Genomic DNA, 21,780 nt, shown 5'->3' with positions numbered 1-21,780 from the left:
ATTTCATGCTTAAGATGAAAAAGTTGTTTACCCTAATCGTATTCTCATGTTTATTCGTGTTTATTGTTGCTGGGTGCGGGGGGAAAAAAGACGAGGCGAAAGAAACGAATACGAAGCAAGGCGGAGCTGTTGAGCAAATTAAGAAGCGCGGGAAGTTAGTAGTTGGAGTGAAGAATGATACGAATTTATTTGGATTGAAAAACCCTTCAACAGGGCAAGTAGAAGGATTCGATATTGATATCGCGAAGGCACTTGCGAAAAAAATTCTTGGTGATGAAAAGAAACTAGAGCTGAAAGAAGTAACGTCTAAAACACGTATTCCGATGCTGAAAAATGGTGATATTGATGCAATTATTGCGACAATGACAATTACGGAAGAACGCAAAAAAGAAGTAGATTTCTCAGATGTATATTTTAAAGCAGGACAATCGTTACTTGTGAAAAAAGGAAGCAATATTAAGAGCATTGATGATATAAAACAAGGCGTTAAAGTATTAGCTGTAAAAGGATCAACATCTACAAATAACATTCGCCAAAAATCACCAGAAGCAACAGTATTAGAGTTTGAGAATTATAGTGAGGCATTTACAGCGTTAAAAGCAGGTAAAGGCGATGTTTTAACTACAGATAATGCGATTCTTTACGGAATGGCAAAACAAGATTCTAATTATGAAGTTGTAGGGAAAATTTTCACGGATGAACCATATGGAATTGCAGTACAAAAAGGTGCAGACGATTTAACGAAAGAGATTAATAGTTTATTAAAAGATATGAAAGCGAATGGAGAATACGATAAATTGTATGAAAAATGGATTGGTCAAAAACAAGAGAAGTAAAATAAAACTTTATTTCTCGTGATGAATAGTAAGAGTGAGAGGATGAGAGTACTCATCCTCTTCTTGTAAAGAAAGAGGGGAGAATATGTGCCTGATTTTTCTATATTAACGAATAACATTGATATGTATTTAGAAGGATTTAAATATACGGTTATGTCTAGTGTAGTTGCGCTAATAGGAAGTTTTGTTTTAGGAATTATTATGGCAGTGATGCGAATTTCACCTATTCGTATTTTGAATTGGATTGGCTCTGCCTATGTAGAGTTTGTTAGAAATATTCCACTCGTATTAATTGCATTCATTTTCTATTTTGCTTTGCCTGTAATAGGAATTACTTTCAACGGTTTTGTAGCAGGGACAGTTGCGCTTACAGTTTATACAGCGGCTTTTATTGCGGAAGTAATTCGTGCTGGTATTTTATCAGTCGCGAAAGGTCAAATGGAAGCAGCACGTTCTTCAGGATTAACTTATACGCAAGCGATGTATCATGTCGTCTTACCTCAAGCGATGAAAATCGTCATTCCTCCTCTAGGAAATCAATTTCTCAATTTAGTAAAAAACTCTTCAATACTCGGAATTATTGCTGGAACGGATTTAATGTATCAAGGAGACTTAATTTCAACGAAGACGTTCGTTACGTTTGATGTATATATATTTGTCGGGATGTTTTATTTAGTATTAACAATTCCGCTAAGTATGCTAGTGCGTTATTTAGAAAAACGCTTGGCAAAGGAGGCGGTATAAATGGATTTTAAAGGAGCGATAACAGGTGATCATATCCTCTTTTTATTAAAAGGATTACTCATAACGTTAGAGGTAGCGCTCATAGCAATTGTACTTAGCTTTATTATTGGTAGTGTAATAGGAATATTGCGCTATACGAAAATACCTGTCGTCTCACAAATATTAGGCTTTATCGTGGAAGTCATTCGAAATTTACCGCTACTTTTAATTATATTTTTTACGTATTTTGCACTTCCGGAAGCGGGATTGAAGTTAGAAATTATAACAGCTGCAATTGTTGCTTTAACAATATTTGAAGCGGCAATGATATCTGAAATTGTTCGAAGCGGTCTATTATCTATCGAAAAAGGGCAGATTGAGGCTGCAAGGTCTTCTGGATTAACGTATGTGCAAGCGCTTTGGCATATTATTTTGCCGCAAGCATTAAGAAGAATGGTCCCCCCGCTTGTTAGTCAATTTATTTCATTGTTAAAGGATACGTCATTAGCAGTTGTTATATCATTGCCAGAGCTTATGCATAATGCTCAAATTATTAGCGGGCAGAATGTAAATTATATGATTCCGACATTTATACTAGCAGCCTGTATGTATTTTGTTGTAAACTACGGTTTATCAATTTTATCTAGAAGATTAGAAATACGTTAACTCTTACAAAAAAATGTAAGAGTTTTTTCCTTATAAATCCTTTTTTTCCTCAAATTAGTATTGCGAGCTCTTAATATTTGAATTTTTATATTGTTTTATCAGAAAAGTTTTAATTTTATATGGAAATTGTAATCGCTTTCGTGTATATTTTTATTATCAGAAAATTTTAAAAAGAGATAGGGGTACTTGTAGGGGGAGGATTAAGATGCAGCAAACAACGAATGAGCAATTACATCGTACGATGAAGAGTAGACATTTATTTATGATCGCACTAGGTGGTGTAATCGGAACTGGTTTTTTTCTAGGTTCAGGTTACACCATTAATCAGGCTGGACCAGGGGGAGCCATCCTTTCATATTTAGTGGGCGGATTTATTATGTATTTAACAATGCTTTGTCTTGGAGAGCTAACGGTAGCAATGCCAGTTTCAGGATCTTTCCAAAAGTATGCGACGAAGTTTATTGGACCAGGAACTGGATTTATGATCGGTTGGCTATACTGGATTGGATGGGCAGTAACAGTAGGATTAGAATTAACATCGATCGGTTTAATGATGAAAAGATGGTTTCCGAATGTTGATGTTTGGGTATGGTGTCTCGTATTCGGAGTTATTTTATATGCTTCAAATGCAATATCAGCGAAGAGTTATGCTGAATTAGAGTTTTGGTTCTCTAGTATTAAAGTAGTTACAATTATTGCATTCATTCTACTTGGTGGTAGCGCATTACTAGGATTTTTACCATATGACGGAAAAGAAGCAGCGCCTCTTTTCTCTAACTTTGTAAGTGATGGTGGGCTATTCCCAAATGGACTAGCCGCAGTGCTTCTTACGATGATTACAGTTAACTTTTCCTTCCAAGGAACAGAGTTAATCGGGATTGCAGCAGGAGAGAGTCAGAATCCTGAAAAAACAATTCCACGCGCAATTCGTAATACAGTATGGCGCATTATGTTATTCTTCATTTTAACAATGACAATTTTAGTAGGGTTAATTTCTTGGAAAGAAGCAGGGATAATTGAAAGCCCATTCGTAGTTGTATTTGATAAAATCGGTATTCCATATGCAGCTGATATTATGAACTTCGTTATTATTACAGCTCTTCTATCTGTAGCGAACTCAGGGTTATATGCAGCAACGCGTATACTATGGTCACTTGCAAATGAAGGAATGGCACCAACTTCTTTCAAGAAAGTAAATAAACGTGGTATTCCGATTACAGCGTTAGTCGTAACAATTGCAGTAGCGGGCCTTTCTTTATTAACAAGCTTCCTTGCAGAAGATACAGTATATATGTACTTATTATCTATAGCTGGTTTATCTGCTGTTTCAAGTTGGATCATTATTGCTTTATCGCAACTTCGTTTTAGAAGTCAGTATTTAAAAGGCGGAGGAAAATTAGAGGACTTAAAGTATAGAACACCACTATACCCGCTTGTTCCAATTTTAGCTTTAATTACAAATAGCATCGTTGTTATTAGTTTAGCGTTTATTCCAGAACAACGAATGGCGTTATATTGTGGTATTCCATTTATCATTTTCTGCTATATATATTATTATATGAGTAAGAAACGGAAGAAGCCGATGAAAGTGGAGATGGAAGCGAAGTATGAAAATAAAAATTAAGCATGATGATATAGAGGCAGATTTATCGTATGGTCCATTAGCGATTGGAAAAGAAAATGGGTATTCACCGTTACAATTACTCGTTTCTTCTATCGCAGGATGTAGTGCAATTGTCTTTCAAACAATTTTAGAAAAGAAACGTATTACATACGATACGTTTACAATTGAAACTGAAATTGGTAGAAGTGAAGCTTTATCAAAACCAGTTGAAAGTGTTCATTTGTACTATAAAATTAAAGCAGAGAACATTACAGAAGAACAATTAGACAAGGCACTGCAACTTGCGGTGAAAAATTGCACAATTGTTCAATCTGTAAAGGATAGTATAAAAGTTACAGAAACAATTGAATTAGTAAAGTGAAACATAAAAACGTGAGAATAGGGCGCTCACGTTTTTATGTTTTTGGCAGAGGGGGAAGAATGATGGAATGTTTAGGTTGTAAATTAGTAAATGAAGAAGAAATTATATATAAAGTGTATGAAGATGATTATGTAACTTGTTTTTTAGATCATGCGCCTTTCTATACAGGGCATACTTTAATCGTTCCAAAGCTGCATGTTGTAGAAGTGGACGAATTAGATGATTGTGTAGCGCAAGCGATTATGGACGCTTCTAAGCTTATTTCAAAGGCTATTAAGTTATTATATAAACCAGACGGAGTTACAATTTGCCAAAATGGTGGAATCTTTAACGAGTTAACTCATTATCACATGCATGTTGTGCCGAGATATAAAGAGCGTTCGTTTGCTGAGTTTTATACGGTGCAATCGGGAGAAAAGAAGAATTATAATTTTGAAGAGACACAGAATTTGTTAAAAGAAGCGATAGAGCAAATACTGCTTACTAAAAAGGCGTAAGAGGGATGTTCTTAAGGGAACATTCAGGAAAATTCTAATATTAAAAAGCCCAATTTCTCAGTTAAAATAGAGAAATTGGGCTTTTCTTTATTCTATTATTTAATTTTATCTATTAAAGAATTCTGCAGTGTCACAAAGTATATCGCTCATTCGTTATATAGAATGAGAGGAGGAATTATATGAAAGTTACAAACAAAGATTACGAAAAGATGGAAGAGCTATATGAGTTGTACGAACAAAAAATTTATTATGTAGCTTATTCTATTTTAAATAATATTCAGCAGGCTGAAGATGCGGTTCAAGAGACGTTTATTACTCTTTATAAGAACTTGGAAAAGCTCCATAGCTTGAGCACTGAAGAGCTTAAACGATACATTTTGAGGGTCGCGAAAAACAAGGCGATTGATAGTTACCGGAAAAATAAACGACATGAAACATTTTTAGAAGAATATCAACGAGAATCAACAGAGGTGGTAGATGAAAATATTGAAGAGTGGGAAAAACGTATAATGTCTGAGGTTCAGATTGATACATTGCTAAAAGAGCTAAATGAATCTAACAGACAAGTGTTTAAGTACAAAGTCTTCTATAACTTAACGTATCAAGAAATTTCAAGTGTAATGGGGATAACAGAGGCTAATGTCCGCAAGCAATTTGAGCGCGCTCGAAAACGAGTACAAAGTATTATAGGAGGTATACAAAATGACGAATTCAAAGAACTCCAAAGAAATGTATGACCTTGCTGAAAAAATTGCTTTAGATGATTTTGATAAATTGGATGAACAACATGAATTTTCACATACATATACGCACAAAAAGAAATTGTTTATGGAGGAAATGAAGCTGAAAGGCGAGCAACCACAGACAAAGCGTAAAAGACATCGCATGTTAATCGCTGCTGCCTGCTTATTGATTGGCATGCCGACAACAGTTTTTGGTGCAGTGAAAGTCTACAATATGATTGTTCAAAAACAAAATTACGAAGTAAATGTTTCAGTAACGAATAAGGAATCGAAAAATATTGATAAGTGGTATAAGTTGAAGGTTGGTAAATTACCAGAAAATATGGAAGCAATCGATGACTCTGCTATGAAATATTCATTTAAAGATAACTACGCAATGGGTGGATTTTCATTCGCTCTTTGGAGAGTGGGGGGGAATTCAGATTTTCCAACTCTGTACTCGAAAAGTTATGAAGAAAAAGAGATAAATGGTAAGAAGGCAGTAATTGTCCATAGAGAAACTGGTAATAAAGATTTAATGTTTAATAGAGTGATTTTTCTCTATTTTGAGGAAGAGGGAATTATGTTACAAAGTTATATTGGAAACGATATAAACGAACAACAAATGATGGATGTGTTAGGGAACATTTCACTTGAGCCCACATCAAAAGAAAAGGCATCACATATAGCAGATTATGATAAAAAGTATTTTAGTCAAGCAGATGAACCTAAAAAAACTAAGGTTATTCCTTTGAAAAAAGATAGCAAACGACTATTTAATATAGGGAAAAAGATTCCAGTAACGATAGAGCAAATTACGGATAACAGTAAACTTGAATATGTTATAGAAAAAGTTGAAGTTTTTGATTCGATCAAAGATTTTAAGCAAGAAAACTTTAATGAAATGGGATTAGGAAGACTAAGCGAGAATCAAGCTTTGGATCAAGCAGGACAATTGATACCATATAGACGGGATAAATATAAAGTTGGAAATGGTAAAGATTCAATTGATAAATTAGTAGAGACAAAATTAGTTCATCCTAAATTTGTCTACCTGACAACGACAGTGAAAAATATTGGTACAAAGTCGACAGAAGAAATCTATATGCATCCATCTATAAAACTGCTTAAATCTGAAGGTAATGCATGGAACTACGCTAAAGAAGATGGAATTGCAGAGAAAAATATTATGACGGGCGAAGTTGATTATTTAGAACCTCACGGAGATGGGAAAAGCTTTTACAATATTGGCAGTATCACACCAGGGGAAACGGTAAAAGTTAACTTAGGTTATTTTGTAGATGAGGATAAACTAGATTCAATCTTTTTGGATGCTTTCAATTACAGAGGGATTGGTGACACTGAAAATATGAATTCGAAAAATCGTTGGTGGTTTGACATTCGTCAATAATAAAATAATAGGAACAACGGGACTAAAAAGCTGCTTATATTTAGCAGCTTTTTCAGTCTTCATACATATGTAAAACTTCTTTCGCGCGTATGCGTAAACCATCTATTAATTCTTTCGGTTCTAAAACTTTTGCATCTTTTCCAAGTCTATAAAATAAAGGGGTAATAAAGTTGATTTCTCCTTTATCAATTGTTGTATTTATATATCCTGTCCCATCTTCGTTTACTATAACGAACTCTTCAAGGTAGGGAACGCTTTTACACTGGCGCACGCCCTCTGTCGTTAGTAAAACATGTAATTGGATAGGAGTGTGTACTACGTTAGAGTTAGATTCGAACCATTCTTCTAAATTCATGAACGTATCTTTATTTTCTTCTGTTGATAATATAGAAAGAATACGATCAACGCGATACAGTAATACTTTGTTTCGACTATAGTCATAGGATGGCAAGTACCATAAACCATCGTGGGCATATACACCGATAGGATGAACATGTTTTGTTTTAATCCCCGATTTAGACTCGTATTGAAAGTGTAAGTTTTTATTTTCAATAGCCGCTGTTAATACTTCGTTTAAAAAAGTTGTCTCAATTGTTCTCTTCGGATTCCAAAAAGCGATATAAGAACGTATTTTATCAACTTTAGCTTTCGCATCATTTTGTAGAGAGCTATACAGTTTATGAGTAACAGAATTGATTTCTGTATTAAAAGGCAAGTTACGATAGTAGCTTAAAGATTGGAAAGCAAAAAAGATGGAGACCGCTTCTTCTTCGGTAAATAAAATGGGGGGAAGCATGCTGCTTGTTAATACTTTATATCCCCCATTACGACCTTGTTCAGCGTAAATGGGTAATCCCATATCACTTAAATCTAAAATATATCTATGGACCGTACGAACGGAAATATTAAATTCATCAGCTATTTCTTGAGCTGTAAATTTTCTTTTCGCAGAAGCAAATATAAGAATGTCTAGTAAACGTTTTGCTTTTGACAAGGATATCACCTTTTTCTTTTTTAACATGACATAAGTTGTCATGTTTTATGGTTAGTATAGTGCTTATAAGATGATTTTATCAATAGAAGCTGTAAGGAGGAAAAGATATGTCACGTGAAATTGTTTTATTTATTGCAGCGAGCTTAGATGGATTTATCGCGAAAGAAGATGATGATTTAGAGTGGTTAATGGAAACAGAAGGTGAGGGAGACAACGGTTATACAGAAATGTACGAAACAATTGATACGATAATTATGGGAAAGAGAACGTACGATTATGTGGTAGAGCATACAGAAACATTCCCGTATCTAGATAAAAAATGTTATGTGTTTTCTAATTCAGAAAAAGGTTCAAACGGACATGTAGAGTTTGTAAATGAAGATGTAGTGGAGTTTACAAAAAGGTTGAAATCGCAGGAAGGATCTAAAATATGGATGGTCGGCGGAGGGAGTCTACTGAGAGGATTTTTTAAGAATAATTTAATTGATGAATATGTTGTTACGATTACACCTCACATATTAGGTTCTGGAGTTCCGTTATTTAAAGAAGAGAACCCGGAAATTCATTTAACTTTAACGGATACGAGACGTTTTGGCCAATTCGTAAATTTATATTATAAAGTAAAGTCCTAAAGGATAAGAAAACACGACTATTGATGATAGTCGTGTTTCTATATAGATGGCAATGAAATTGTAAAGCAAGATCCGTGATCAATTTCACTTGTGACAGTAATATTCCCGCCGTGTAGTTCTACAATTTCTTTTACGATGGAGAGCCCTAAACCAGTGCCTCCTGTAGCTCTAGAGCGCGCTTTATCAACACGGTAAAAGCGATCGAAAATGTGAGGGAGGTCTTCAGGGGGAATACCTTCTCCCTTGTCCTTAATTTTGATGGAAATATGTTTATGTTCTTCTGTAACAGAAATATTAATATGAGAATGTTCTTTTGAATGTCTATACGCGTTATTTAAAATGTTAGCCATAACTTGTTCAAAGCGTTGCTCATCTAGCTTTACTAAGAATGAGGAAGGACATGTGAAAACAACTTTAATTTGTTTTGCTCCGTACATCACATTTATTTTTTCAGTGATGCGAGTAAGGAAGGTGTGTAAATTCACTTCCTGTACTTGAATGAAAAAGTTATGCTTTTCCATTTGAGCGAGTGAAAATAAATCTTGAACTAAGTTTGTAATATAATCAGACTCGTCTTTTATAATGGATAAGTATCGTAAACGTTGCTCTGGGTGTGTGTTTTCTTTTAATGCAATGTCAGCATAACCTCTTACGTACGTTAATGGTGTTCGTAATTCGTGAGCAACACTTGCTAGAAATTCACTTCGCTCTGTTTTCATATAATGTAAATCATTTGCGAGAGTTTGGATAGATTGTGCTAGTTCACCAATTTCGTCATTTCGAGTAGTTGTTAATGAAACGGATAAATCGCCCTTACTCATTTTTTCAGTCGCTTGTTTCATGTGTAACAATGGCTTTGTTAACAAACGTGATAATAGAAAAATGGTGATGGCTGTTAATAGGAAAGTAATGACTCCAGCGATAATGAATTGCCGTGTGAGCCCGTTAACCATTTCTTCGATTGATTCCGTCCCGAGAAACATATATACATAGCCTTCCGTTTTTCCTGCCACTACAATTGGGCTAACTGTACATATATAATTAGATGTTTTCCAATGATTCTCTATAATTGCTCCATCATGATCTGTTCGTGTTTGCATTCCTTCAATATGTTTTTTTATAGTAGTATTTATTTCATTGGATTTAGCTAGTATTTCCTTATTTGCATTTGTAATAATAACAGTTGTTTCAGCTTCGGATTCCATTAAAGCAACATGGGAGATTGTTTGCCTGTCAAAATATTTTTCAAGGACATCTCGGTGACTATTTCCGCGCTTTAATAAAGCAGTCATTTCTTCATTTACTCTATTGTTTACAAGGCTATAATAGAGCAAGACAAATAGAACACTTTCGATTAAAAGTGTAACAATTAGAAAATAAAATCCGAGTTGAATAGAAATTCGCTTCATCGTTTTGCTCCTTAGTTTTCAATATCAATCCATCGATATCCTACTCCGTAAACAGTTTTTAAATGGTGATCAATAGGGAAATTTACTTTTCGTAATTTATCACGTAAGTTACGAATATGTGAGTCGACTGTTCTATCTTCGGTATTTGTATTTAACCCCCAAATTCGTTCAATGAGCTGATCACGGCTTAATACGTAGTTCACATGACGTAAAAATAATCCGAGTAAAGAGAATTCGATTGGGGTGAGAAGAAGTTCTTCATTATGGACAGAAATGAAATGCTTGGCCTCATCCCATAAAATGCCGTGATATTGGATTTGTGCATGTTGATTGGTTCGGCGTAAAACAGCTTCAATTCTTGCGAAGAGCTCCTCTTCGTGGAATGGTTTCGTCACGTAATCATCTGCTCCAAGTTTTAACCCTTGGATGACATCTACCGTTTGATCACGAGCAGTTACCATAATGATAGGAACGTTACTAAATGATCGAATTCTTTTGCACGTTTCCCACCCATCCATCTTTGGCATCATAATGTCGAGTAAAATAAATTTGAAGTTTCGATTTTCTATATGTGAAATAGCTTCTTCTCCGGATACTGCACATACGCAGTTATATCCGATTGGAGTAAGATAAAGCGTTAATAATTCAAGCATTCTCGGTTCATCATCTACGAGTAGTATATCGATCATAGAGTACCTCCGCATTTGTAGTTATTACTTAAATTGTAAGTCAAAATCATGAAGAAATGGTGCAGATTATAATGCATCTGCATAATTTCTTCAGAATTGCTTGTTATTGTAAAGTTGAAATTCCATTTTAGGTAATAATATTGGCTCGAAAACGAATAATACGGAGGCGATATAGTGAAAAAGATGACCCGAATTTTTGGGATAACAATAATTGCAGCAGTCGGTCTTGCGGCATGCGGACAAACGAACACAGATCATAAAAATCATGAATCTACAGAAGAGAAGAAAACAGAGCAAAAGGAGATGAAAATGAATCAGGAGGTAACTGCGCCGAAAGAAATGAATCAAGGTGCATCGAATGATTTATTAACGACAAGTTTAAAAAATGTAACGAGATTAAATACAAATGATCCTCTGCAAATGGCAGTATTAACTTCGCAAACGATATGGCCAGCAACGCATAAAGAGAATCAGCCAGGCGCTATTATTTTAGTGCCAGTGAACGAGTGGCAATTAGGTATTGCAAGTGCGGATCTTATTCATCATCCGAATAACGGACCGATTTTATTTATAGAAAAAGAAAAGGTACCCGAAATGACGTTAAAAGAAATAAAACGATTAAATCCGCTCGGAACGAAAGATGGAACGCAAATTATGGTGATGGGGAATGTAGGGGCAGCTAGCCTAGAGCAATTAAAAGAATATAAAGTAAAGCAAATAAAAGAAACGGACCCAGCTAAATTTGCTAAAGATGTTGATAAAGAATATGCCGATATAACAGGAAATTATCCAAATAGCGTTATTATCGGTTCGTCTGAAGAAGAAGGACGTTTATATACAACACCAGCTGTAAATTGGATTTCTCATATGCCAGAACCACTTTTATATGTAGAAAAAGATAAGGTGCCAGAAGCGACGATAGAGGCATTAAAAATGAGAAAAGATAAAGCAAATATATATGTGTTAGGACCAGAAAAAATCGTTTCGAAAGAAGTAGAAAAAGAGTTAAATAAATACGGAAAAGTGACCCGTATTAGTCGGGAGACTCCAACAGAAAATTCAGTTGCATTTGCGAAATTTAAAGATGAAAAAACGAAATTTGGCTGGGGATTCACAAAACCAGGTCACGGTTTGTCATTTGTTTCAAGCAAAACACCAGACTTAGCAATTGCGGGAGCACCGTTTTCACATATGGGTAAGCATGCCCCTGTTGTTTTGCTTGAGGAAGGAAAAGCTTCACAACCAGTTTATGACTTCCTTGCTACTATTCAGCCGAAGTTTAAAGATGATCCAACACTTGGACCATATAACCATGGTTTCCTATTAGGAAGTAGTAGTGATATTTCATTTGAAACACAAGGTATATTGGATGAGAGGTTAGAAATTGTTCAGGAAAGTGGTCAAGGTCACGGTGGACATTAATGAAATGAGAAAAGACGCTGCTAAGGTAGCGTCTTTTCTTTAGGAAACTTTTACATAGCACAACATCCTTTGCTCGTTATATAATAGCCTTCGTGCAGTCGGCCCTGATTTTCTTATGGAGAAAATCAAATGATAAAAGAGTAGAGGAGTGTTACTTTGTTTCAAACTATAAAAAATGAATGGTTCTCAAATATGAGAGGGGACGTGCTATCGGGGGTTGTTGTTGCTTTAGCATTAATTCCTGAAGCGATAGCTTTTTCTGTTATTGCAGGTGTAGATCCGACCGTTGGGTTATACGCCGCTTTTTGTATTGCGGTTACAATTTCGTTTGTCGGCGGAAGACCAGGGATGATCTCGGCGGCAACGGGTGCGATGGCGTTATTAATGGTCACTCTTGTAAAGGATCATGGTTTGCAATATTTATTTGCTACGACAATATTAACAGGTATTGTTCAAATTATTTTCGGAGTGTTCAAACTTAGCTCATTTATGAAGTTTGTTCCTAAATCTGTTATGAGTGGTTTTTTAAACGCACTTGGAATTTTAGTTTTTACTGCACAACTGCCACATTTTAAAAATGTAACTTGGCAAATGTATGCACTTGTCGCATTAGGACTTGCAATTATATATTTATTTCCACGTATTACGACGGCTGTTCCGTCTACACTTATTTCAATTATTATTGTGACAAGCATTGCACTTATGAGCGGATTACAGTTAAAAACAGTAGGGGATATGGGAAGCTTACCGAAAGAATTACCGTTCTTTAGTATTCCTGATGTTCCATTTACACTTGAGACATTAGCAATTATTTTACCGTATTCAGTTATGCTAGCGGTTATAGGTTTACTAGAGTCATTATTAACGGCGTCGGTTTTAGACGATATGACACATACGGAAAGTAATAAGCATAAAGAGGCACGTGGACAAGGGATTGCGAACGTTGTTGCTGGGTTTTTTGGAGGAATGGCAGGATGTGCAATGATTGGACAATCTGTTATTAATATTAAATCAGGTGGTCGAGGGAGATTATCGACGCTTGTAGCCGGTGGTTTTTTAATCGTATTGCTATTTGTTTTAGGTGATTACGTTGTTCATATTCCGATGGCAGCTTTAGTTGCAGTTATGATTATGGTTTCGATTGGGACGTTTGATTGGAACTCTGTAGCGACGATTCATAAAGTACCAAAAGGAAACGCATTTGTTATGATCGTAACAGTTGTGATTGTCCTAATTACACATAATTTAGGATTAGGTGTAATTATCGGAACGATAATTAGTGCAGTTTTATTTGCATTCAATATGGCAAAGATTCACGTGAAACATTTGTATATTGAAAATAAGAAAATATACGAAATTCACGGCCAACTATTCTTCGCATCTACGGCAGAGTATATAAATGCTTTTTCATACAATGAAGATGTGAAAGAAATTGAGATGAACTTTACTAACGCACACGTATGGGATGATTCAGCGGTAGCGGCAATTGATAAAGTTATAATGAAGTATGAACAAAGCGGTGTGAAAGTAAGGATCACAGGGTTAAATGAACGTAGCTCGAAGCTCGTTGCGAATTTAGCTACTTATAATAAGAGAATTGCTAGTTAGAAGCCTCCTTTTTAGGGGGCTTTATTATATAATACGGGTAGGATAACGAAAAGGGGATTCAGCATATGTACAAACAAATTTTATTAGCATGCGATGGTTCTGAACATGCACTTCGAGCAGCCGAGCATGCAACATATATTGCGAAATTTAACGAAGAAACACATGTTGAAGTTGTGTACGTAGTAGATAATAGAACGGCAAAGTCAGATATTATACAAGGACAAACGGATTTAGAAACAATATCAGCTAGTCGAAAAGATAAATTAAAAGAGATTGAGGGTTTATTAAAGAAAGAGAACATTTCCTACAAAATTACGATTCTACATGGCGATCCAGGAGATACGATTGTTCAATATGTAAATACAGGGGATATAGATCTTATTATTGCTGGGAGTAGAGGGCTAAATACACTGCAAGAAATGGTGCTTGGTAGTGTAAGTCATAAAATAGCAAAGCGTGTGAAATGCCCGGTTATGATTATAAAATAAAGTGAGATATTCTGTAGTGTAAGCAGGACCTTGATATAATTCGAGGTCTTTTTTGATGTATAGAGGGGGAGATTATGGAAATACTAGATATAAGTTTAGAGGGAAATTGCTAACTTACAAATTTGTAAGTTAGTTGTCAGCGAAATCGATGTTATGAAATTTTTCCCATTGATACAATAAGAATATCAATGGGGACATAGGGAGGATGGAAGGTATGAAATCATTTCAAAATTTGTCTTATAGCCAAGGGGTAAGTTTAATTTGTTTAGGTGGATTTGCTGGATCTGTTACGTTAGCTGTTTTAATAAAGATGATTCATCAAATTTTTTGATTTTATAGTAGGGAAGGAATTGGTTGTTATAAATAGTAAGAAAAGGATTGTAAATAAAAAATAGCTCTTAGCATGTATGTAGATGCTAAGAGCTATTTTTATGATTATTTTTCTACTTCTGGCTTCTCACTTGTTACAGTAACGTCTTTCCAATGTGAAGTTATTTGATTTACTTCAGTGTTGACATCATAATTTTTTACGCGCTTATTAACACCTGTTAAATCAAATGTGTAATGAATTGGAATCATCGGTGCTTCGTCATGAATTAATTTTTGCCATTTATCGTATATTTCTTTACGATATTTTTCATCAGTAGCTTTTTCTGATAATCCTGCGTCTAATAACTTCGTATTTTCATCATTTACCCAGCGCTGGTAGTTGAATCCGGCATTTTTGCCCCATAGGCCAGAAAGGTCAGGGTCAGAGCCAGTATTCCAAGCACCAGAGAAAATATCAACCTTCGGATCATCTTTTTTAATCATATCACGCATAGCATTAAATTCGTGTAAGCGTCCATCAAGAAGTTCTACTTTTAAGCCGATATCTTTCCAAGATTGAATATAGAATTTTGCAAGTGGTTCACTTGTCTCACTACCGTTACTAGCTAGGAAGTTAATTTTAAATTCATTACCTTTTGGATCCTCACGGAATCCATCACCATTCTTGTCTTTATAGCCAGCTTCATCTAATATTTTTTTCGCTTTATCTACATCTAAGTTATATGCGCCAACACTGTTATTATGGTACTTTGGCATAGATGGTGGAATTGGAGAGTTAGCTGGAACACGAAGTCCGTGATATACTTTTTCTCCTAATTTTTCTCTATCAATTGCATATGCCATCGCTTGACGTAAACGAACGTCTTTGAACTTATCGTTATCCATTACAGCTTCATTCTTTGCTTTGTCCATATGTCCGAACTTAAATCCGATATAAGTGTAAGCAAGGTCAGTTTTACCAATTAGTTGTGTGTTTTTTAATTTACTTACGTTCGGATATTGATCAGCAGTAATTGATGCAATATCAATATCACCTTTTTTCAGAGATGCACTAACAATAGATGGATTTACAACTTTTAATGTTACATTTTTTAGCTTAGGTTTGCCACCCCAGTAATCATCAAAGCGCTCATACTCAACTGATTCACCAGGAACGATTTTTTTCACTTTAAATGGACCGAATCCAATTGGATTTTGACGGATTTTATCTGATTCAGCTAGTTTTTCAATTGGTACATCACCTAAATATTTTTTAGGTGTAGGATATGTCCAAATACCAGTTTTCAGTGAAGGGTTTACTTCTTTATAAGTAATGGAAATTGTTTTTGGATCGACTACTTTAATACCAGAAATTTTGTCAGCTTTTCCAGTGTGATATTCTTCCATACCTTCAATCATTTGCATTTGTGTATCGTAACGAATACCTGTATATTTACTATTACCGATAATTAAGTAAGAATATTCTAAATCCTCAGCCGTTAAAGGGTTACCATCATGCCATTTTACATTATCTTTAATTTTAATTGTAATTGTTTTTTTATCTTCAGAAATTGTATAAGTTGCAGCACCTTCATTTGTAATTTCCCAGTTTTTATCTGTAGCTAATAATTGTTCATCAAAGAAATCCATAATTTCTGAATCTGGAGCAACTTCATACAATACTCTACTTAAAACACCAGCGAAAGGTGAATTTGAAACGAGTCCATAAGTTAATGATCCGTCTTTAATTTCTTTACCGTCATTTTTTACAGCAGCACTAAATTTATTTGTTTCTACTTTTTTTGTGTTTGCTTTTTTACTACCGCTATCAGCACCCCCACATGCAGATAGTAATAATGTTGAAGCAGCAAGTGTACTTAATACTTTGTACAGTTTTGGTTTGTTCATAACTTCTCCACCCCTTATCCTTTTCTTTGTCTCGCATCAGCCGCACGCTTTAACGCTTGACCAATAAAATTTATACACAGCATCAACACTAAAATCATGATTGATGCGGGTAACCAAATCCACCACTTTTCTTGCAATACATCTGGGTTTGTTGCGTAACTTACAAGTGTACCAAGACTTGGTGTGCTCTCTGGTAGACCGAAACCTAAGTAAGTTAAACTAGATTCAATCCCGATGTTACCAGCAAGATTTAATGTAATATTTACGATGATAATAGAACTTAAATTAGGTAATATTTGCTGGAAGATTATCTTCCAATTTGGTGTTCCTAACGTTTTTGATGCAGATACATAATCAAGTTCCTTCTCAGTCAATACTTTAGATCTTATAAGTCTTGCTTTTCCGACCCATAAGAAGGTGGTCATTATGAGAATAAATGTTGTAATATTGAAAGTTGGAACGAGTGAGATAAACACGATAACAATCATTAAGAATGGTAAAATCATCATGAAATCGATGAAACGCATAATGATGTTATCTACAATACCTCCAAAATAGCCAGCAATTAGTCCCATCGTAAGACCAATAAGGGTTGCTAAAAGAGTGATGGCTAAACCCACTGTAAAGGAGTTACGTGTACCAATAATTAATTGTCCGAAAATATCGCGGCCTCCATAATCAGTTCCTAACCAATGTTCAGCAGAAGGAGGATCATAAATAGCAAACAGATCAACTCGGACGATATCTTCTTGCTTCATAATAAATGAAGTTGCATAAACGGCTATTAATATTAAAGCTAAAAAGAATAGGGAAAACATTGCTAGTTTATCTTTACGAAATTCTCGCCACATAATGGAGAAACCAGAAGGGCTCTTTTCGTAATGAATGACTTCAGTTTGTTTTTCAGGATTTGCTAACATAACGTTTCTTCACCTCCATTAATCAATACGAATACGTGGATCAACGATGCTTAGAATAATATCGGAAAGAAGAGTCCCGAGTAGCGTTGCGAATCCAGTAAATAATACAAGAGCAGTTACGACACTGAAATCACGTTGAGTGATAGATTGGAAAAATAGTTGTCCAATTCCTGGGTAGCCGAAAATATTTTCTAGAATAATAGAGCCCCCAACTAAACCTGTAATTTCATATCCTAAAAATGCTGCAATTGGTAAAAATGAATTTCGTAAAATATGTCTGGAATATACTTTAGATTCTGGTACACCTTTTGCTTTTACCGTGCGTACAAAATCTTTATGTTTCGTATCAATAATTTCACTTCGTAAATATTGTACAGTTCCTACTGTTCCAATTAATGCCCCAGATAAAGCTGGTAAAATCATATGATTGAATTTACTTAAATAGTAATCAAATGATCCGGCTGCAACTTGTGGATCAACGCTACCACTCGTAGGGAAAATTGGATATAAAAAGCCGAATAAGAATAACATTACTAATCCAAAAATAAAGAGTGGCGTACCGAATCCTAAAAAGTTATAGAGTGTAATGAGTCGATCAGCCCATGTATCATTCCAACGTCCACTTATAACCCCAAGTGGAATAGCAATTAAGTAAGTAAGAATAAGAATAAGAAGAGCTAACAGTACTGTATTGCCAAGACGTTCCCCAATAATATCTGTTACTTTCAATTTATGAGCATAAGAAATACCGAAATCCCCTTGTACAGCATTTGAAATCCAGTGTACATATTGAGTAGGAAGAGGATCATTTAAACCTAGTTTCTCACGTTGTTCTTCAATCACTTTTGGATCCGCTTTTGGGTTTGCTAGCTCAGCGCCACTTAATGCATCACCTGGCATTGCCTTAGCAAGTGTAAAGACGAGTACACTTAATATGAATAATTGCGGTATCATTACTAAAACCCGGCGTAATATAAATTTCCACATGTTTTATCACTCCCTTATGGTAATGCCACCCGGTGAGTTGGCGAGATTGCTTTTAAATCGTAAGCACGACCGTTTTCATTGAAATAATTTTCGTAGGATCTCTCGTATTCCGTACTTACTTCACGACGTAATTTACGTTGTTGTTCGCGGTTTTCTGGACGAATATCAGGAATAGCTGATATTAGGCGTTTCGTATAGATGTGCTGTGGATTATTATAAATTTCTGCACTAGTTGCTTCTTCAACAATGCGCCCGCGATACATAACACCGATGCGGTCACACATATGGCGAATTACTCCTAAATCGTGACTTATGAATAGGTACGTTAATCCTAGTTCAGATTGTAAATCTTGTAAGAAGTTTAAAACTTGCGCTTGTACCGACACGTCAAGTGCAGATACTGGTTCATCCGCGATAATAAGTTTTGGTTTTAATGTAAGTGCGCGTGCAATACCAATCCGCTGTCTTTGTCCACCGGAAAATTCATGTGGGTATTTATAAATAGACTCAGGATTTAACCCAACTTTATCAAGATAATCTTGAACAGCTCTACGCTCTTCATCTGGTGAGAGCTTCTCAAAATTCCGAAGTGGTTCAGCGATAATATCCATAACGCGTTTCTTTGGATTTAAAGATGAATATGGATCTTGGAAAATCATTTGAATATCTTTTCGTTGTTCTCTTAACTCAGAGCGACTTAATTTCGTTAAATCTCTATTATTAAAATGAATGCTACCGCCTGTCGCTTTCGTTAAGTGCATAATTGCTTTACCGGTTGTTGATTTACCACTACCTGATTCACCAACGATTCCGTACGTTTCACCAGGTTGTAATTCAAAACTTACGCCATCAACAGCACGTACGTAGTCTAATGTGCGACCGAAAATACCACCTTTAATTGGAAAGTGTACTTTTAAATCTTCTACTTTAAGCAGTGCCATGAGTTACGTCATCTCCTTTCTTATGTTGGAAGTTGAAGTGCTTATAGCAGGTACAACGTACCCAATGGTCTGGTTTTACTTCATGTAAAACAGGATTTTCCTCATGTTGATCTGGTCTAACCCAAGGGATTCGAGCTTGGAATCGACATCCAGTGCGAGGAAGCTTCGCTAACGAAGGAACCACGCCTTGAATTACATGCAATTTTTCTTTTTCCGCATACGCAGATGGAATTGAGTTTAATAGAGAACGAGTATATGGGTGAAGCGGGTTATTAAAAATCTCTTCTACTGTTCCTGTTTCTACAACTTGTCCTGCATACATAACGACAATACGATCAGCTGTTTCGGCAACAACGCTTAAATCATGTGTAATTAAAATGATGCCCATTTTCGTTTGTTCTTGAATAGATTTTAGTAAGTCTAAAATTTGTGCTTGGATGGTTACGTCAAGAGCCGTTGTTGGCTCATCCGCAATAATGAGTGCTGGGTTACAAGCAATCGCAATCGCGATAACAATTCTTTGTCTCATTCCGCCAGATAATTCGTGAGGGTATTGTTTATATGTAAATTCTGGTTTTGGAATACCAACTTGATGGAGTAGTTCTAAGGTGCGTTCTTTCTTTTCTGCTTTCGAAAGGTTTGTGTGGTAGTCTAAGTTTTCTTCGATTTGTTTTCCAACTGTCATAAGAGGATCGAGTGCTGTAAGAGGTTCCTGGAAAATCATACCGATGTTTGATCCGCGTACTTTATTCATCTCTGCGGTCGACATAGTAAGTAAATCCTTATCTCTATAGTTAAGTTGCCCTTGTAATTTTGTATTTGCTTCATTATGCAGTCGCATAATGGAAAGGGCAAGTGCACTTTTTCCGCAACCGGATTCACCAACTATCGCGACAATTTCATTTTCATGGACAGTTAACGAAACGTTATCAACTGCTGCATGATATTGATCTTGTATGCGAAAGGAAGTCTGTAAGTTTTCAATGCGAAGAAGTGGATTCTTCATGGTTATCCCTCCATCTTTTCTGAAAAGACTAAATATTTAGTATGTTGTTGCTATTTTAATATAAAGTGACAATGTTTGACAAGAGTAAATATTCAAAAATCTTTTTATATAGAGATGGGATGCAGTAATATAAGGATAAAAACCCTTTTAAAACGCTCACAATTATGGGTTGGATTGATAAATTATTTGTAATAAAAAAGTACTATATGTAGAAAAAAGAGAGGTGTTCTGGAAAGAACTGTCTCTCTTTTTTTGTAAGTATAATATTAGTGTTTAAGCTTGTTTTTGTTTTGTAGATCCTGTATTTAAAGTAAGAGCAAGGAAGAACATTGCAAGCACACAAGAAGCAAGGAGCAAAATGAATCCGCCGTCCCATCCGAATCCATCTACAATAAAGCCCATAGCTGCGCTAGCAAAAGTAGCTCCCCCTAGGTAACCGAAGAACCCAGTTAACCCAGCGGCAGTTCCAGCAGCTTTTTTGGGTGCTAAGTCAAGCGCGTGAAGACCAATTAGCATAACAGGTCCGTAAATTAAAAATCCAATGGAAACAAGTGCGATACTATCAATGATTGGATGCCCAGCAGGATTTAGCCAGTAAACAAGAACGGCAATGAATACACCGACCATAAATAGAATACCAGCAGGTGCGCGGCGCCCTTTAAATAGTTTATCACTCATCCATCCGCAAAGAAGTGTACCTGGAATACCAGCCCATTCGTATAGAGCATAAGCTGTACGTGAGCTACTATGAGTAAAGCTTTTTTCTTCTACTAAATAAGTAGGAGCCCAGTCTACAACGCCGTAACGAACGAAATAAACAAAAACGTTAGCGATAGCGATGTACCATAAAAACTTATTGTTTAATATGTATGTAAATAAAATTTCCTTTACCGAAAGTTCGCGTTCACGGTCCGCTACTTTTTCATCTGATGGATATTCCCCAGTATGTTCTTCAATAGAAGGTAATCCGCAAGATTGAGGTGTATCTCTCATCGTAATTAATACATAAATCCCCACTAAAATTGAAAGAATACCTGGGAAGTAAAATATACTTTTCCAGTCATTTGCAAAGAAATATAAGCCTAATGTAACGAGAGAGGGCATAAGCGCGCCGCCGACATTATGAGCGACGTTCCAAATAGACATTTTTGTACCACGTTCACTAACGGAGAACCAGTGAACCATCGTACGGCCACAAGGAGGCCAACCCATACCTTGTACCCATCCATTTAAAAACTGAAGTACAAACATAAGTATAATGCTCGTTGTAATGAAAGAAAATGAGCCGAAAATAATATTAATGATACCGGATAAAAATAGCCCAGCTGCTAAAAAGTAGCGAGGATTACAACGATCGGATACGATACCCATAAGAAATTTACTTAATCCGTAAGCGATAGATACTGCTGAAAGGATAACCCCAAGTTCCCCTTTACTAAAGCCTTGTTCGATTAAGTATGGCATTGCGAGTGAAAAGTTTTTTCGAACAAAGTAGTAACCCGCATAACCGATGAAGATGCCTAAGAATACTTGCAAACGCAATTTGCGGTATTCGCTATCAGTGCGATCAGCTGGTAAGCGTTCTGCGTGGGGCGCAGGTTTAAATAATTGTGTGAAAAACATAAAA

General features: G+C 35.7%; 22 protein-coding genes. 13 read left to right on the top strand and 9 right to left on the bottom strand.

The genetic code is table 11. The annotated features are described in order from the left end of the window. Window positions 1-5: 5 nt before the first annotated feature. The 8 genes from glnH to MR155_RS18765 all read left to right on the top strand — a co-directional run bounded on the left by glnH (window position 6) and on the right by MR155_RS18765 (window position 6,840). Window positions 6-836, top strand: a complete 831-nt coding sequence (gene glnH, locus MR155_RS18800) for a glutamine ABC transporter substrate-binding protein GlnH (RefSeq protein WP_002125212.1) — start codon at window positions 6-8, stop codon at window positions 834-836. An 87-nt stretch (window positions 837-923) separates the two neighbouring features. After that, on the top strand, window positions 924-1,580 hold the full coding sequence (locus tag MR155_RS18795) for an amino acid ABC transporter permease (protein WP_002010508.1): 657 nt from the start codon (window positions 924-926) through the stop codon (window positions 1,578-1,580). Next, window positions 1,581-2,225 (top strand): amino acid ABC transporter permease, encoded by a 645-nt coding sequence (locus tag MR155_RS18790; RefSeq protein WP_002134376.1) that lies wholly within the window; start codon window positions 1,581-1,583, stop codon window positions 2,223-2,225. Window positions 2,226-2,430: 205 nt separating this feature from the next. Further along, on the top strand, window positions 2,431-3,849 hold the full coding sequence (locus MR155_RS18785; protein WP_002114084.1) for an amino acid permease: 1,419 nt from the start codon (window positions 2,431-2,433) through the stop codon (window positions 3,847-3,849). After that, window positions 3,833-4,210, top strand: a complete 378-nt coding sequence (locus tag MR155_RS18780) for an OsmC family protein (RefSeq protein WP_219300197.1) — start codon at window positions 3,833-3,835, stop codon at window positions 4,208-4,210. Before MR155_RS18785 ends, MR155_RS18780 begins: the two co-directional genes overlap by 17 nt. After that, window positions 4,207-4,707, top strand: a complete 501-nt coding sequence (locus MR155_RS18775) for an HIT family protein (protein WP_242310834.1) — start codon at window positions 4,207-4,209, stop codon at window positions 4,705-4,707. Before MR155_RS18780 ends, MR155_RS18775 begins: the two co-directional genes overlap by 4 nt. Before the next feature lie 179 nt (window positions 4,708-4,886). Continuing rightward, window positions 4,887-5,444 carry an RNA polymerase sigma factor gene (locus MR155_RS18770; protein ID WP_242310833.1) on the top strand — a complete coding sequence of 186 codons (558 nt, stop codon included), beginning with the start codon at window positions 4,887-4,889 and terminating at the stop codon, window positions 5,442-5,444. Continuing rightward, the gene (locus tag MR155_RS18765) at window positions 5,410-6,840 is read left to right on the top strand and encodes an anti-sigma factor (RefSeq protein ID WP_242310832.1); all 1,431 of its coding nucleotides are present in this window, start codon (window positions 5,410-5,412) and stop codon (window positions 6,838-6,840) included. Before MR155_RS18770 ends, MR155_RS18765 begins: the two co-directional genes overlap by 35 nt. A gap of 52 nt (window positions 6,841-6,892) precedes the next feature. Here the strand turns inward: MR155_RS18765 and MR155_RS18760 are convergent, their stop codons facing one another. Continuing rightward, the gene (locus MR155_RS18760) at window positions 6,893-7,876 is read right to left on the bottom strand and encodes a helix-turn-helix transcriptional regulator (RefSeq protein WP_242310831.1); all 984 of its coding nucleotides are present in this window, start codon (window positions 7,874-7,876) and stop codon (window positions 6,893-6,895) included. A gap of 65 nt (window positions 7,877-7,941) precedes the next feature. On the opposite strand from MR155_RS18760, the gene MR155_RS18755 reads away from it, so the two are divergent. After that, window positions 7,942-8,466 carry a dihydrofolate reductase family protein gene (locus tag MR155_RS18755; RefSeq protein ID WP_242310830.1) on the top strand — a complete coding sequence of 175 codons (525 nt, stop codon included), beginning with the start codon at window positions 7,942-7,944 and terminating at the stop codon, window positions 8,464-8,466. Between the two features lie 38 nt (window positions 8,467-8,504). On the opposite strand, the gene MR155_RS18750 is transcribed toward MR155_RS18755, so the two are convergent. Beyond that, window positions 8,505-9,875, bottom strand: a complete 1,371-nt coding sequence (locus tag MR155_RS18750) for a sensor histidine kinase (RefSeq protein ID WP_242310829.1) — start codon at window positions 9,873-9,875, stop codon at window positions 8,505-8,507. A gap of 11 nt (window positions 9,876-9,886) precedes the next feature. Then, window positions 9,887-10,564 (bottom strand): response regulator transcription factor, encoded by a 678-nt coding sequence (locus tag MR155_RS18745; protein WP_219300181.1) that lies wholly within the window; start codon window positions 10,562-10,564, stop codon window positions 9,887-9,889. 174 nt (window positions 10,565-10,738) lie between these two features. Here MR155_RS18745 and MR155_RS18740 point away from each other — a divergent pair, with 174 nt between their 5' ends. The 4 genes from MR155_RS18740 (at window position 10,739) to MR155_RS18725 (ending at window position 14,413) form a co-directional block, all read left to right on the top strand. Beyond that, window positions 10,739-11,986 carry a cell wall-binding repeat-containing protein gene (locus tag MR155_RS18740; protein WP_242310828.1) on the top strand — a complete coding sequence of 416 codons (1,248 nt, stop codon included), beginning with the start codon at window positions 10,739-10,741 and terminating at the stop codon, window positions 11,984-11,986. A gap of 156 nt (window positions 11,987-12,142) precedes the next feature. After that, window positions 12,143-13,594 (top strand): SulP family inorganic anion transporter, encoded by a 1,452-nt coding sequence (locus MR155_RS18735; RefSeq protein ID WP_242310827.1) that lies wholly within the window; start codon window positions 12,143-12,145, stop codon window positions 13,592-13,594. A 65-nt stretch (window positions 13,595-13,659) separates the two neighbouring features. Further along, window positions 13,660-14,082: a universal stress protein gene (locus tag MR155_RS18730; protein WP_002010593.1), complete on the top strand. Its 423-nt coding sequence runs from the start codon at window positions 13,660-13,662 to the stop codon at window positions 14,080-14,082. A gap of 214 nt (window positions 14,083-14,296) precedes the next feature. After that, complete coding sequence (locus tag MR155_RS18725) at window positions 14,297-14,413, top strand: DUF4027 family protein (protein WP_002188313.1); 117 nt, start codon at window positions 14,297-14,299, stop codon at window positions 14,411-14,413. A gap of 104 nt (window positions 14,414-14,517) precedes the next feature. On the opposite strand, the gene opp4A is transcribed toward MR155_RS18725, so the two are convergent. From opp4A to glpT, 6 genes are all read right to left on the bottom strand, one after another. Continuing rightward, a complete protein-coding gene (opp4A, locus tag MR155_RS18720; RefSeq protein WP_242310826.1) occupies window positions 14,518-16,299 on the bottom strand; it encodes an oligopeptide ABC transporter substrate-binding protein in 1,782 nt (593 codons plus the stop codon). A 14-nt stretch (window positions 16,300-16,313) separates the two neighbouring features. Further along, window positions 16,314-17,219, bottom strand: coding sequence for an ABC transporter permease (locus MR155_RS18715; protein ID WP_016093335.1), 906 nt, complete (start codon window positions 17,217-17,219; stop codon window positions 16,314-16,316). Window positions 17,220-17,237: 18 nt separating this feature from the next. Beyond that, entirely contained in the window at window positions 17,238-18,206 is a 969-nt protein-coding gene (gene opp4B, locus MR155_RS18710; protein ID WP_002116173.1) for an oligopeptide ABC transporter permease, read from the bottom strand. Between the two features lie 14 nt (window positions 18,207-18,220). Further along, window positions 18,221-19,147: an ABC transporter ATP-binding protein gene (locus tag MR155_RS18705; RefSeq protein WP_002204445.1), complete on the bottom strand. Its 927-nt coding sequence runs from the start codon at window positions 19,145-19,147 to the stop codon at window positions 18,221-18,223. Next, window positions 19,134-20,153, bottom strand: a complete 1,020-nt coding sequence (locus tag MR155_RS18700; RefSeq protein ID WP_002188317.1) for an ABC transporter ATP-binding protein — start codon at window positions 20,151-20,153, stop codon at window positions 19,134-19,136. The genes MR155_RS18705 and MR155_RS18700 overlap by 14 nt, the downstream gene beginning before the upstream one ends. Before the next feature lie 273 nt (window positions 20,154-20,426). Then, the gene (gene glpT, locus MR155_RS18695) at window positions 20,427-21,776 is read right to left on the bottom strand and encodes a glycerol-3-phosphate transporter (RefSeq protein ID WP_002090935.1); all 1,350 of its coding nucleotides are present in this window, start codon (window positions 21,774-21,776) and stop codon (window positions 20,427-20,429) included. Window positions 21,777-21,780 lie beyond the last annotated feature (4 nt).

It is taken from the genome of Bacillus cereus group sp. BfR-BA-01331 (genome assembly GCF_022663915.1).
Classification (GTDB): Bacteria; Bacillota; Bacilli; order Bacillales; family Bacillaceae_G; genus Bacillus_A; species Bacillus_A mycoides.
This window is presented reverse-complemented; position numbering and strand designations above follow the sequence as displayed.

What these genes read in the sequence shown, in the direction of transcription:
- MR155_RS18760 (WP_242310831.1), bottom strand. Translation starts at nt 7,876, where the DNA reads ATGACAACTTATGTCATGTTAAAAAAGAAAAAGGTGATATCCTTGTCA.
- MR155_RS18755 (WP_242310830.1), top strand. Translation starts at nt 7,942, where the DNA reads ATGTCACGTGAAATTGTTTTATTTATTGCAGCGAGCTTAGATGGATTT.
- MR155_RS18745 (WP_219300181.1), bottom strand. Translation starts at nt 10,564, where the DNA reads ATGATCGATATACTACTCGTAGATGATGAACCGAGAATGCTTGAATTA.
- MR155_RS18785 (WP_002114084.1), top strand. Translation starts at nt 2,431, where the DNA reads ATGCAGCAAACAACGAATGAGCAATTACATCGTACGATGAAGAGTAGA.
- opp4A (WP_242310826.1), bottom strand. Translation starts at nt 16,299, where the DNA reads ATGAACAAACCAAAACTGTACAAAGTATTAAGTACACTTGCTGCTTCA.
- MR155_RS18715 (WP_016093335.1), bottom strand. Translation starts at nt 17,219, where the DNA reads ATGTTAGCAAATCCTGAAAAACAAACTGAAGTCATTCATTACGAAAAG.
- glpT (WP_002090935.1), bottom strand. Translation starts at nt 21,776, where the DNA reads ATGTTTTTCACACAATTATTTAAACCTGCGCCCCACGCAGAACGCTTA.
- MR155_RS18725 (WP_002188313.1), top strand. Translation starts at nt 14,297, where the DNA reads ATGAAATCATTTCAAAATTTGTCTTATAGCCAAGGGGTAAGTTTAATT.
- MR155_RS18750 (WP_242310829.1), bottom strand. Translation starts at nt 9,875, where the DNA reads ATGAAGCGAATTTCTATTCAACTCGGATTTTATTTTCTAATTGTTACA.
- MR155_RS18705 (WP_002204445.1), bottom strand. Translation starts at nt 19,147, where the DNA reads ATGGCACTGCTTAAAGTAGAAGATTTAAAAGTACACTTTCCAATTAAA.
- MR155_RS18700 (WP_002188317.1), bottom strand. Translation starts at nt 20,153, where the DNA reads ATGAAGAATCCACTTCTTCGCATTGAAAACTTACAGACTTCCTTTCGC.
- MR155_RS18780 (WP_219300197.1), top strand. Translation starts at nt 3,833, where the DNA reads ATGAAAATAAAAATTAAGCATGATGATATAGAGGCAGATTTATCGTAT.
- MR155_RS18790 (WP_002134376.1), top strand. Translation starts at nt 1,581, where the DNA reads ATGGATTTTAAAGGAGCGATAACAGGTGATCATATCCTCTTTTTATTA.
- MR155_RS18730 (WP_002010593.1), top strand. Translation starts at nt 13,660, where the DNA reads ATGTACAAACAAATTTTATTAGCATGCGATGGTTCTGAACATGCACTT.
- MR155_RS18770 (WP_242310833.1), top strand. Translation starts at nt 4,887, where the DNA reads ATGAAAGTTACAAACAAAGATTACGAAAAGATGGAAGAGCTATATGAG.
- opp4B (WP_002116173.1), bottom strand. Translation starts at nt 18,206, where the DNA reads ATGTGGAAATTTATATTACGCCGGGTTTTAGTAATGATACCGCAATTA.
- MR155_RS18765 (WP_242310832.1), top strand. Translation starts at nt 5,410, where the DNA reads ATGACGAATTCAAAGAACTCCAAAGAAATGTATGACCTTGCTGAAAAA.
- glnH (WP_002125212.1), top strand. Translation starts at nt 6, where the DNA reads ATGCTTAAGATGAAAAAGTTGTTTACCCTAATCGTATTCTCATGTTTA.